Genomic DNA, 12,211 nt, shown 5'->3' with positions numbered 1-12,211 from the left:
GGGGTTAAGGGGTTAAGGGGTAGACGAATCGGGATTTTCGGGGTCGCTCAGCTTTGCCGGATCAGATATGGCAATCGTGAGCTGGCGAGAAAGCTTCACAATGCGATTTTCTAAGATATTTAGGCGCCGAAACATCACTACCGAATAGGAGAGGAAGGCAATTATCAGCAGATAGAGCAATAAATCAGTGCCGCGCCCGATACCTATTGCATTTGCCACTAGCGTGGTGATGCGGGGAAAGAGTATGGAAAAAATTGCGAGTATTACGAATATAAGTAGCAGGAGCCGGCGCAGTGCCACGTTTTTAGTATTGCCGGTGGAGCGCACTAGAAAGAAAGCTGCTATCAATACGGAGGTTATAAGTATAATTTTTATTATCAATTTGTATACCTTCCTTAGGGATTCTAGCTACTTTATATTGCCAAGAGTCATATCGGTAAGAATATTAATCCCATTGAGTAGGCTTTGCCCCTTGGCGCGGGAATAATCGGTGTAATCAATGGTGACGGGGACTTCCGCACCGGGTAGCTTAGTAGCTGCCAATTGCGTAATTATTTGAGAGGCGTGTGCCATACGGCTCTGGGTGAGATTGAGCTGTGTTGCCACATCACGGCGTAACACCCGCAAGCCATTGTGTGCGTCAGTGAGCTTTAAGCCGGTGCGCCAGCGAGTAATTTTTGCGGCGGTGGTGAGCACGATCTTTTTTAAGAATCCGGCTTGGCTCTCTCCTTCTAGAAAGCGAGAACCGAGCACGAAACCGAGATTTTCTGCCGCCGCTTTTTCCACCATCGCGCGGGCGTCGCTCACTCGGTGCTGCCCATCGGCGTCAAAAGTAATTAGATATTCTGCAGTGGTGTAGCGAAGTACCCAGCTTATTCCCGTTTGCAAGGCCGCTCCTTGCCCCAAATTAATCGGGTGGGAAATCACCGTCGCCCCGCCTTGGCGCGCCTGTGTGGCAGAGTCGTCATGCGAGCCGTCATCCACGCAGAGAATATGGGGAAAGATTTGCCGGGCCGTGCGTACTACTTCCGCAATCACGCTCGCTTCGTTATAGAGAGGTATTACTAGCCAAGTGCGCTCCACCAATTGAGAGGCGTCGGTAGCTTCATGCATAGCAGTATTCTCTCACACTTCTTCCTTCCACTTTATCAGGGGTGATAAAATGCGTACGCTCCAGAATTAAATTATGACGCAAAGGGGTCTTGGTGGCAAAAGCACCGCGAATTGTAGATACAGCCGATGTGGCTGCAGAAGCGCAAATTGGGGACGGGTCAAGTATTTGGCATTTAGCACAGGTAAGAGAAGGTGCCCAGATAGGTGAGAACTGTATTATTGGGCGGGGCGCTTATATCGGCGAAGGTGTAAAACTCGGCAACAACTGTAAAGTGCAGAATTATGCACTCGTGTACGAGCCAGCAGAATTAGCTGACGGGGTATTTATTGGCCCAGCAGTAGTGCTCACAAATGATCATTTTCCGCGCGCTATAAATGTGGACGGTTCTTTGAAATCCGCAGCGGATTGGGAGCAAGTAGGGGTAACTATTGGCAAAGGGGCCGCTATCGGGGCGCGCTCAGTGTGTGTAGCGCCGGTCAAAATAGGTGAATGGGCCTTGGTGGCGGCGGGAGCCGTAGTGACGCGGGACGTACCGCCTTTTGCTTTAGTAGCGGGCGTCCCGGCAAAACAGATCGGCTGGGTAGGATACGCTGGCGTAAAATTAGAAAAAGATGGGGAAAATACCTGGTGCTGCCCGCAGACCGGTGATATTTATGAAGAATGGGAAAATACAATTCGAAAGGTTGAATCCTAATGACTGAACTACCTATGATTCCCGCGGCTAAGCCGATAATTGGCCAAGAAGAAAGAGATGCCGTAGATGCCGTATTGGCTTCTGGAATGCTCGCGCAAGGAGCGGAGGTAGCGGCTTTTGAAGAAGAGTTTGCTGCGCATTTAACTCCGGGAGCGCAGGTGGTGGCAGTAAATTCTGGAACTTCCGCTTTGCATTTAGGATTACTGGCTTCGGGAATTGGGCCAGGAGATGAGGTAATAGTACCTTCCTTTACTTTTGCGGCCACTGGAAACTCGGTAGCTCTCACGGGTGCTACTCCGGTATTTGCAGATATTGAAGATAACTATTTCTGTTTGGATCCAGATTCTATTCGAGCTGCTATTACCGAGCGTACGAAAGCAATTATGCCGGTACACCTCTACGGGCACCCAGCCAATATGGTAGAGATTCGGAAAATTGCGGCGGAGCATGACCTCTTGATATTTGAAGATGCGGCGCAGGCACACGGGGCGGCTCTGCAGGGAGAAAAAGTAGGTACCTTCGGCACCTTCGGAGCTTTTTCACTCTACCCCACAAAGAATATGACTTCGGGAGAGGGCGGTATGATTACCACCAAAGATCCGGAAGTGGCTCGGAAAGCGAAGTTGCTCCGTAATCAAGGTATGGAAGTGCAATACCAGAATGAATTGGTGGGATTCAATAACCGTATGACTAATATCCATGCGGCTATTGGGCGAGTTCAATTGCAAAAAGTCGATGGATGGGTCGCCAAACGGCGGGCAAATGCAGCCTTCCTCAACGAGAATTTACAAGGGGTAGTGGTGCCGCCTACGGCTCCGGGAGCTGAGCATGTATATCATCAGTACACTATCCGAGTGGAAGAAGATAGAGACGGATTTGCCCAGGCTTTGCGGGAAGAATATAAAGTGGGTTGCGGCGTATATTATCCAATCCCGAATCATCGCTTACCTTCGCTTAGGCATTTCGCGCCGGGGCTAGAGCTACCGCATACCGAAAAAGCGGCGCGCGAAGTACTTTCACTTCCGGTACATCCTTCATTAAGCGCTGGCGATTTAGAGCGTATAGTAGCAGCAGTAAATGCTCTGGCAAAGGCAGGAGCCTAGCATGGGGGAAGTTATTCGTTACGGCTTAATCGGATTAGGCTCGATGGGCCGCCACCATGCGCGGAATATTCGCGCTTTAGAAGGTGCGGAGCTGGTGGCAATCGCCGATAAATATGGTGATAAGTTCGGCGTAGCTGGCGATTTAGAAGTATTACCTGATGTAGATGCGTTAATTGCTGCGGGAATAGATGCTGCAGTAGTAGCTGCTCCTACTGGGCAACATGCAGAAATTGCTTTGAAACTGGCGGAAGCTGGTATTCACACGATGGTGGAAAAGCCGCTGGCTTCTAGTGTAGAAGACGGCGAAGCCATGGTGGCAGCTTTTGAAGCAGCCGGCTTGGTTGGAGCAGTGGGCTATGTGGAGCGTTGTAACCCAGCTCTGATGGAGATGCGTAGGCGTATCGCCGAAGGGCAGCTGGGAAAGATTTACCAAATTTCTACCCGCCGGCAATCGCCATTCCCGGCGCGGATTGCTGATGTGGGAGTGGTAAAAGATTTAGCTACGCATGATGTGGATTTGACGGCGTGGGTGGCAGGTGTCGCCTATAAAGAAATTTCCGCTAATACTGCTTGCCGTACGGGAAGAGAATATGAAGATTTAGTAAGTGCCACTGGCGTCTTAGAAAACGGGGTACTAGTGAATCATTTAGTAAATTGGCTTACCCCGTATAAAGAGCGTTCGACGGTAGTGCTAGGTGAAAAAGGTGCTCTAGTAGCAGAAACCGTGATGGGAGATCTGACTTTCTATGCGAATGCTACTGCGCCTTTAGGCTGGGATCAGATAGCTAATTTCCGCGGAGTATCTGAAGGAGAAATCACTCGCTATGCTCTCAATAAGCGCGAACCGCTGGCAGTGGAGCATGAACATTTCCGCGATGCGATTCTCGGTAAAGGCAAGGAGAATGCATCGATGCGGGAAGCGCTGAGTACCATGAAAGTGATTCAGGCGATTCTCGATTCGGCTAGCTCGGCGAGGACCATTACTTTTTAAATAAAGTGCGGCGGCGGTGTAAATACTAGCTGCTCGCTTTGATATGCATATTTTATATACATACTAGTTTTATCGAGTGGGAATAAGCATCCTTTACAGTGGTATTCGATAGAGTGGTCAGGAAAGGGGCGTGGGTGAAGCAAATAAGAAAGCTAAAAAATTGGAGCCGGCAAAAATTAGCTGACCGCCCAATACTGCAAAATGTACTGGTACTTTTTACCGGTACAGCCGCCGCGCAGGCTTTTGCGATGGCGGCAGCTTTAATTATCGCTCGCCTTTTCACTCCGGAAGCTTTCGGACAATTTGCAATTTACGGCGCAATCACCGGAGTCATAATTACTATCGCCAATCTTCGCTACGATATGACCATTGTGCTTCCGGAATCTGACGATGAAGCTCGGATGATTGCCCGCCTCGCAATGCGAGCTAATATCGTGATTTCTCTGCTCACAGTGGTAGCTGCTTTAGCACTACGCGGAGTAGTGATTGATATCTGGGGTAGCGAAGAGTTGGCTTTTTGGCTGCCGGTAGGGGGCCTTACCGTATTTTTAAGCGCTGCCGTAGCGATTATGCAGTACTGGTTTAATCGGAAAGTAGACTATAAAACTATTTCGATTAACCGTTTCCAGCAGACGGTAGGATCTTCCGGCGGAGAAGTACTTTTTGGAGCTATCGGTCTGCGTTCTATGGCCGGTTTGCTGTGGGGGGTATTATTGGGGCAAATATGGGCTTTTGGTAATCTTTGGCGAAAATCAAAGAGTCTCCGCCAGCCAGTGGCTTCTAATACTCCGAGCATGTGGGAGATGGCTAAGCGCTATAAAAAAATGCCGCTGTTGAATCTGCCAAATGCCTTGATAGATGCAGTGCGCTTAAATGGAATAGTGCTGCTAATCGGCACTATTGCTCTGGGAGCAGTTGGGCAATTTAACCTCGCTTGGCAATCAATGCAGGTGCCAATTGGGCTTATAAACGGGGCTATTTCGCAAGTATTTTTTGAACGCCTAGCGCGGGTAAAACGCGGAAGTATGCGCCCCTTAGTGCGCGCCACTATAAAACGCGCTTTCCTCCTGGGATTGCCACCTTTTATCATTATCTACATTATTGCGCCGTGGATATTTACTTTTGTCTTTGGGCCGCAGTGGAATATGGTGGGAGATATTGCCCGCGCGCTCACTCCGTGGCTGGCGCTGATGCTGGTGACTTCGCCGGTGTCCACAGTATTTGTGGTCACCTTTAAGCAGCACTGGATGTTAATATTTTCCATCTTCTTCATGATTTTGCCGCTCGGGTGGCTCTATTTTTCCCCGCTTTCCTTAATACCCACTCTCACCGTATTAGGCTGGCTCATGGCGGGAATGTTGATAATTGATCTTTTCCTCGTAGATTTAGCGGCGAGCCGTTATGACCAGGAAGCTCTGGCAGAGCAAACGGAAAGTAAAAAAGAAGAATAAAAGATGCTTGCAAAAAAGACGGTAGTTTTCCATGCTCCTTATCCCCTAGAAGAAAATTATGCTTCCGGGAGCCGCCTCCGCCCTACCCAGATGCGGCAGGCTTTTCAGAATTTAGGCTACGAAGTATATGAAATTACCGGCAACTCCGCGCAGCGAGCTGCTGCTTTTCGGCAGTTAAAAAAAGAAATAAAAGCTGGAAAGAAAATAGAGTTTGTATATGGGGAAAATTCTACGCAGCCTAATTTACTGGCCAGCAGTATAAAAAAGGGTCTAGCACCTTTTTTGGAAGCGCGTATTTTTAGTTATTTTCATCGCCAGCAAATTCCCGTCGGAATTTTCTATCGGGATATTTATTGGAAATTTCCGGAGGGTTTAGCGGGGATACCGCTCTGGCAGCGCAGCTTGCGCAAATTGCTTTACCGTTTTGATTTATGGGCTATGCGCCGCGCCCGAGTACATCTCTTTTTACCAAGTGGCGAAATGGCTGCCTATGTACCCTATCCAGCTAATTTATGTAGTCCGTTGCCGCCTGGGGCAGTGGTAAAAGAAAGTGCGAGTCCAGCGGGGCTGCATATTTTTTACGTAGGAGGTTTAGGTGCGCATTATGGAATCACCAAGGCCCTCCAAGCGGTAGGGAAGACGCCGAATGTAGAGCTCACCATGTGTGTCCGTAAAGAACAGTGGGAAGCATACCGAGCAGAACTTTCTCCTTATATGAACGAGCGAATTCAGATAGTGCACGGCAGTGCTAAAGAGTTAGCTCCTTATTACGATGGGGCATCTCTGGGATTATTATTTATGGAGCCGAATGAGTATCGCCGTTTTGCGGTGCCGATTAAACTTTATGAGTATTTAGGATACGGCAAACCGATTATTGCTTCAGAAGGCACTTTAGCTGGAGAAGTAGTGCGAGAAAAAGGTATTGGTTTCACTATTCCCTATAAAGAAGAAAACTTAGTGGCGCTGCTGGAAGATTTAGCAGCAGATCCGCAAAAATTGTCGGATATAACAACGCGAGTGCAAAAAATACGGTGGGAAGAAACTTGGGAAGCGCGCGCTAAGAGTGCCGCCGCAGTATTGGAAAAATAATTAGTTATTAATTAGCTAGAAGTACATCTCTGTATCTTTATTGCCTTCGCATTGGCTTATTTTATTATTCTGCTATCTTGCTGCTTCTCGTTCATTTGCTGCTGCATAGCCAGCTAATACTCGCTGCAGAGCAGTTTGGGGAGAGTGATTGGTCTGTAGCCACTGAGCAGTATGAGCGGGAATTCCCGCTTCTAAATTCGCTATAGCTAAAGCAGCCAGCTTCTCGGAATCTTTGCACTCTACTTCCGTGCCGCCAATTACGGGAATATCACGTAGAGAACTATCCGCCCCGGTGTACCAGCTCTTTTGGAGAGGAACGACGAGAGGAGTGCCTTCGGCTAAAGACTCTAATTCGGAAGCCCCCATAATTCCGGAGGATTGCCCTACACACAATTGGGCATTACGCAGAGCGGCGCGGAATTCTCGATTAGAGAGCCGCGGCAGCAGACGCACTCCAGATTGTGCGGCCGCCTTAGCGTTTTCTCCCCAATCTAAGCCGACCAGCGTAATATTTTTCGGGAGCTTAGTGCGCAGTATATGCGCCGTTTCGATTTGGGATTCTCCACCTTTTACGCTTTCCCAGCGAGAAGTGAAAAAGATATAGTTCCCTATCTTTTCTAGGCCGCGGGGGCGGGGATCTTTATGCGAATACAAAGAAATAGGCACTGGTACTAGGCGTGCATCGCTGCGCAGCGGAAAAATGTGCTCTGCTAAGTCTGGAGTGGAATAAAATACGGCGGTGGCTTTTTCCACTGCCTGTAATACTGTTTCGCGATACGCATCTTGGTAGAGACGGGTGCGAATATCGGTGCCGTGTAGATGCAAAGCATAGTTTTTTCCGAGTGCCCAGCTCATATAGGGCAGAGTGATAGCACTGTGGAGGTGAATCTGCGGGCGCAGGATTTTATTTCCGAGGAGTTTTACCTCCCAGCCTATACCGCGCCCGAGCTTTTCCAATATTGCCAAGGGTGTATCTGAAAAACAAGAAACTTCTGTGATTTGCAGCTTTTTCCAATTCAGGCCTCGGGCATTAGCTGCTGCCACTAAATGAGTAGAGGTAAAAGCCATATCCCCTACGTGCAGTACCGAATTACTTTTTAGCATATTTAATAAGCGTTTCTACTACCCGCTCTGCTGCTTTCCCATCTCCATAGGGAGTAGCATCAGTCGGGGCAGGTGCTGGGCGATGCACGGCTGCCGCTAAATCTTCCGGCTCTACCAGTTTATTCCAGCCTAATTCTACGGTTTCTACCCATTCAGTTTCCGTGCGCACCGTGGTGCAAGGCACGCGCAGCAGGAATGCTTCTTTTTGTAAACCGCCAGAATCGGTAATTATTCCGCGCGCGGCGCTAGCTGCGGCGATAAGTTCTTGGTAGGGAAGTGGAGAATTGAGAATTAGATTCTTCCCATTAATTTTAATTCCCAGCTTTTTGCATACATTGCGCAGGCGTGGATGCGCGAGTAGTACTACCGGTGAATCTAGATTTTGTAAGGCGTCAATAATATGGTGCAAGCGCTTTTCGTCATCGGTATTTTCGGCGCGGTGAATAGTGGCGATATAGTATTCGCCTTTATCTAAACCTAAATCCGTGATGGCCGTAGGAATTTTTCCCTCTGCATTGCGTTTTTCTGCCAGCAAGATATCGGTCATTACGTCGCCTACCACTACCGTGCGCTCTCCGAGGCCTTCTTCTTCTAAATGTCGGCGTGCCACTTCCGTGGGGGCGAGCAGTAAATCGGCGGCGTGGTCAGTCAGTACCCGGTTATGCTCTTCCGGCATATGGCGATTAAAAGAGCGCAACCCAGCTTCGAGATGGGCAATGGGGAAGCCTAGCTTCACCGCACTGAGCGCGGCAGCTAAAGTGGAGTTAGTATCTCCATATACAAGCGTCCAATCTGGCTGATACTTTTCCAGGACGCCGTCCATTGCCGCTAAAATAGCGCCAGTTTGCTTGCCGTGGGAGCCGGAACCCACGCCCAGATTTTCTTGCGGGCGGGGAATTTGCAATTCTGCAAAAAATACATCCGAAAGCAACGGGTCGTAGTGCTGCCCAGTGTGCACGATAATATGTTCCACACCAGCTGCCGCACAAGCCCGGGCAATTGGGGCCAATTTTACAAATTGCGGACGGGCTCCGACTACGCTTAAAACTTTCATAGCTGAAATTATACGGTAAAGATCTTCTAGGTGTTAATAGAGGAAATAGCGCTAATCTGCAGAATTGCTGTGCTTACAAGCATCGATGCGATAAACTGCAGCGCTTCCCCCCTCTGCGACTTTCGTAAAACCTTTATTTAGGTCGGCGCTACTGAGTCCACTAGTAAGAAGCCGCGGCCCCATCAATTTGCTGCGCGTCTTATCATAATAAATATGGGTAATTTTCAATTCATTTATTAACCCGCAGACCTGCGGATCGGAATCAATAGCTGATAAATGAGTAGACACATAGATTTCGCGATGATTAGAAGGGCGAATATACCCTTGCGGATAAACCACATCTATGCCAGAAATAGCCATTATATAGGCAGAGCCGTTGAGTGGTTCCCCGAGCACCAGCGCATTTTTCGGTAAAACTTGCGGGAGATGGCGGATCATCGCTAATTCTTCTTTACTCATAATATTAGTGGAGCTCTTCGTCTCTCCCCAAGCGTAGGAAACAAGGAAAAAGCGCACCGGGAAAGTCAGTAACGAAGCGATAATCATAATGGTGAGAGCGGCGTAGGTAAAGAATTTATGAGATACTTTTCGTCCTTTTTTCTTTCGCTGAGATTCGTATTTTTCTAAAGCGGCACTTATCCCTATACCTCCCAATAGAATCAGCGGTATGGCTTGTACGGCTAAGAGCCGATTGGGGTAGGCGTACCAAAGGGAAGCTAGAGATAAAAGCGGTCCCATTTGTATAAAGGCAGTAAATACTAGGAGGGTAATAAAAAGATAGGAAAGTGTAATCCATCGGAATTGCTGGATGCGGTGTACCGTGATTATTCCTAAAATTAATGCTCCTGCTAAGAAAATACAGATAGTTATGGCGCAGAATGGATAGATTCCTCCATCTCCGAGGGCGAAATCTGGCCTAGCTAATAAAGTAGAGGTGAGAGCGTGGGAAAAATTGTTCCAATTGAAGTTTCGCGCATTTGTATTGCGGAACATTTGAAAGAACGAGTTGCGGATAAAAGGCACACTTAGCAAGAGAGCAAAAGTTGCTAGAAAAATTCCGCTCAGAGCTCCTAGATAAAGAAAGCGCTGCCGGCGGGTATGGAAAAGTTGCTGATAAGCGTGGAAGAGAGCGAGCGGGAGTAGAGGTAAGGTGAGTATTGCTAAACTGAGTAGAGAAATCGGGTGTATAAGTACTAGGCCCATGCCAAGGAGCGCAAAAATTAATAATTGAGTGAGCGTAGAAAGAAAACATTTCTGATAGAGAATATAGCGTCCAGAAGCAATTATTCCAGCTAGGAAAGCAGGTAAGAGGGCGTTAGAAAAAGCATTCGGCAGCGGCGGATAAGCAGAAAAAAGCAGAGTAGGAAAAGAAAATACGCCAGTAGCAGCAATTAGTAGTCCGCTGCGTTGACGAGCAGAAAATCCCAGCACGAAGGCAGTGAGTAATAGTCCGCATACCCATACTAAATTGGCCAGTAAATTAAAGGAATTAATAGCGGGAATTACGCTTCCCGGAGCAGCTACTAGTGAAACTAAGCCATGCCAACCTGCCATGTAGTTGGTAGGAGAAGTGTCTATTCCATAGAGGCGCGTAAAAGAATCAAAATAGGAAGCCCGCTGCGTCTCTTCAATAAGTTGCACCGCATTGGAATGCATGATTGGATCCCAGCGGTGCAGGGGCTCTTGTGGGTCGATATGTAAAAAAGGCAGGCAGAGGGCGAGTAGGCAGAGCACAACTAGGAAATAGTTGAGGTAATTTTGCCGGCGGAGCCGCATTGGGAGAGCTAGATAGGGGGAGAAGCTCTGCGCAGTTGGGGATGATTTACCATGTTTTCTTTTTAGTGCTAGCCGCAGCAGTGCCAGTAGTTGTAAAAGCAGATAGAAGACACCGAGGGTGTAAGGGTTGAAAGGCAAATTAACGAAGGGGAAGAAGGTGCCACAAAAAGCGCTAAAGGTGGCTACTAGCACCGGAGAAAAAGCAAAAGCGAAAAATTTAGGTAAGCCGAGGGTGAAGAGAAGCAGCGCTCCGGGGAGGAAAAGCACTAGAAATGCCCCTATTAATTGTGGAAGCGCGCTTAGCCAAGCCATAGTAATTTCCCCTTTAGCTACGAAATCAGAGAATAGCATATACTAAAAACCATGGTAGATAAACCTCGGATATTGGTAATTTCTTTCTCAAATATCGCTAAAGATGCGCGGGTATTGCGCCAGCTTTCGGTGGTGAAAGAATTTGGCGAGGTGACTACTCTGGGCTACGGTCCACATCCAGCTAATTTTATGACTCATTTACAAGTACCGGATGGTTTTGCCTCTCTCCCACAAACTATTTCCGGAGTAGCGAAACTAGCTTTGCGCCGTTTGACGGCAGCCGAATTAGCAGCTCCCGGTGCCCAGTGGGGTTTAGAAGCATTGGCGGGGCAAAAATTTGATGTCGTAATAGCGAACGACGCGCGCGCCCTCCCTTTAGCTTTCGCTTGTAAAGGGGAAGCGAAAATCTGGGTTGATTTACACGAATGGGCACCGGAGGAGCGTACCCAAATTTTGGTGTGGCGCTTACTGGTAAAGCCGTTAATGGTACATATCTGCCGTAAATATCTCCCCCAAGTAGATGCCGCTACCACGGTAGGGGGAAAGATAGCTGAGCTCTATGCACAAAATTTTGGGATTCGCCCGCGGCTAATGCGTAATGCCCCGCGCTATGTGGAATTAGCTCCTTCCGCAGTCGATAAAAATACGCTGCGTTTAGTGCACTCCGGCGGAGCAGTGGCGGGGAGGAATATTGAGGTCACTATAGACGCCGTAAAAGAGCTGGGAGATAAAGCTAGCATAGATTTTTATTTAATACCGGCTAATGATGGCGGTAAATATTTAGGAGAATTACGGGCGCGAGCAGATGGGGCAGAGAATATTTGTTTCCACGAGCCAGTAGCTCCAGCCGATCTTCCGCGTACGTTAAATCAGTATGATGTGGGAGTATTTTGGATACCGCCTTTTAATACTAATGCTCGCTTTACTTTGCCAAATAAAATTTTTGATTTTATTCAGGCGCGCTTGGCACTAGCCATTGGGCCAACTGTCGAAATGGTAGAGGTATTACAACATTATGATTGCGGCGTGGTCGCAGCAGATTTTACGAAAGAAGCAATCGTGGAATCTTTGCGGAGCCTCACTCCCGAGAAAATTGCGCATTTTAAAGAAAATTCTGCTCGCGCCGCCCAAGAGTTAAATTTTGAAAAAGAAGCAGAAGTAGCGCGGGATATTTTACGGGAATTCTTAACTGCCGAAGGTACTAAATCTAGCTAGGTTTTAGCTAGTTCTAACTAGGCTCAGCTAACTCACTTAACTAGGCTCAACTAGTTCGCTTAGTTTATCTAGGGGTAGCCGTTATTTAGGGGTAGCCGCCATGGCTTCTACCACTACCTTTGCAGCGGCGGCAGCGCTCGCGGCCGTAGAACGATGTGCTTGAATCCACCCATGTAACTTTTGGGTATGGGTTTTTGCATCTTCCGGAGATTGAGCCGCGTGCTCATCTAGCAGTTTCGCTAATTTTTCGGCTACTTCCTGGCTATTCCAAGCGCATATTTCTCCGAGTTGGAATTGGCAGATTTCGG

General features: G+C 48.2%; 12 protein-coding genes. 6 read left to right on the top strand and 6 right to left on the bottom strand.

Annotated elements, in window-relative coordinates; all coding sequences use genetic code 11:
- Nucleotides 1–12: 12 nt before the first annotated feature.
- The gene (locus Q0X35_RS03990) at nt 13–381 is read right to left on the bottom strand and encodes a DUF2304 domain-containing protein (protein ID WP_297565738.1); all 369 of its coding nucleotides are present in this window, start codon (nt 379–381) and stop codon (nt 13–15) included.
- 27 nt (nt 382–408) lie between these two features.
- Nucleotides 409–1,113: a glycosyltransferase family 2 protein gene (locus Q0X35_RS03985; protein WP_297565734.1), complete on the bottom strand. Its 705-nt coding sequence runs from the start codon at nt 1,111–1,113 to the stop codon at nt 409–411.
- Between the two features lie 92 nt (nt 1,114–1,205).
- Here Q0X35_RS03985 and Q0X35_RS03980 point away from each other — a divergent pair, with 92 nt between their 5' ends.
- The 5 genes from Q0X35_RS03980 to Q0X35_RS03960 all read left to right on the top strand — a co-directional run bounded on the left by Q0X35_RS03980 (nt 1,206) and on the right by Q0X35_RS03960 (nt 6,442).
- Nucleotides 1,206–1,808 (top strand): acyltransferase, encoded by a 603-nt coding sequence (locus Q0X35_RS03980; protein WP_297565731.1) that lies wholly within the window; start codon nt 1,206–1,208, stop codon nt 1,806–1,808.
- Nucleotides 1,808–2,911, top strand: coding sequence for a DegT/DnrJ/EryC1/StrS aminotransferase family protein (locus tag Q0X35_RS03975; protein WP_297565728.1), 1,104 nt, complete (start codon nt 1,808–1,810; stop codon nt 2,909–2,911). Before Q0X35_RS03980 ends, Q0X35_RS03975 begins: the two co-directional genes overlap by 1 nt.
- Nucleotide 2,912: 1 nt before the next feature.
- A complete protein-coding gene (locus Q0X35_RS03970) occupies nt 2,913–3,902 on the top strand; it encodes a Gfo/Idh/MocA family protein (protein ID WP_297565725.1) in 990 nt (329 codons plus the stop codon).
- 134 nt (nt 3,903–4,036) lie between these two features.
- Nucleotides 4,037–5,353 (top strand): lipopolysaccharide biosynthesis protein, encoded by a 1,317-nt coding sequence (locus Q0X35_RS03965; protein WP_297565722.1) that lies wholly within the window; start codon nt 4,037–4,039, stop codon nt 5,351–5,353.
- Nucleotides 5,354–5,356: 3 nt separating this feature from the next.
- On the top strand, nt 5,357–6,442 hold the full coding sequence (locus Q0X35_RS03960; RefSeq protein WP_297565720.1) for a glycosyltransferase: 1,086 nt from the start codon (nt 5,357–5,359) through the stop codon (nt 6,440–6,442).
- Between the two features lie 72 nt (nt 6,443–6,514).
- Here Q0X35_RS03960 and Q0X35_RS03955 read toward each other — a convergent pair whose 3' ends face one another.
- The 3 genes from Q0X35_RS03955 to Q0X35_RS03945 are packed head-to-tail and all read right to left on the bottom strand — an operon-like array spanning nt 6,515 to nt 10,688.
- On the bottom strand, nt 6,515–7,546 hold the full coding sequence (locus Q0X35_RS03955; RefSeq protein WP_297565717.1) for a hypothetical protein: 1,032 nt from the start codon (nt 7,544–7,546) through the stop codon (nt 6,515–6,517).
- Nucleotides 7,533–8,600 (bottom strand): non-hydrolyzing UDP-N-acetylglucosamine 2-epimerase, encoded by a 1,068-nt coding sequence (wecB, locus tag Q0X35_RS03950; RefSeq protein ID WP_297565714.1) that lies wholly within the window; start codon nt 8,598–8,600, stop codon nt 7,533–7,535. The genes Q0X35_RS03955 and wecB overlap by 14 nt, the downstream gene beginning before the upstream one ends.
- Before the next feature lie 51 nt (nt 8,601–8,651).
- Complete coding sequence (locus tag Q0X35_RS03945) at nt 8,652–10,688, bottom strand: DUF6541 family protein (RefSeq protein ID WP_297565711.1); 2,037 nt, start codon at nt 10,686–10,688, stop codon at nt 8,652–8,654.
- Nucleotides 10,689–10,739: 51 nt separating this feature from the next.
- Between Q0X35_RS03945 and Q0X35_RS03940 the strand changes: the two genes are divergently transcribed.
- Nucleotides 10,740–11,903 carry a hypothetical protein gene (locus Q0X35_RS03940; RefSeq protein WP_297565708.1) on the top strand — a complete coding sequence of 388 codons (1,164 nt, stop codon included), beginning with the start codon at nt 10,740–10,742 and terminating at the stop codon, nt 11,901–11,903.
- 81 nt (nt 11,904–11,984) lie between these two features.
- Here the strand turns inward: Q0X35_RS03940 and Q0X35_RS03935 are convergent.
- Nucleotides 11,985–12,211, bottom strand: a 227-nt coding sequence (locus Q0X35_RS03935) for a hypothetical protein (RefSeq protein ID WP_297565705.1), incomplete at its 5' end; no start/stop codon positions are given.

It is taken from the genome of uncultured Arcanobacterium sp., assembly GCF_947253055.1.
Taxonomy (GTDB): Bacteria; Actinomycetota; Actinomycetes; order Actinomycetales; family Actinomycetaceae; genus Arcanobacterium_A.
This window is presented reverse-complemented; position numbering and strand designations above follow the sequence as displayed.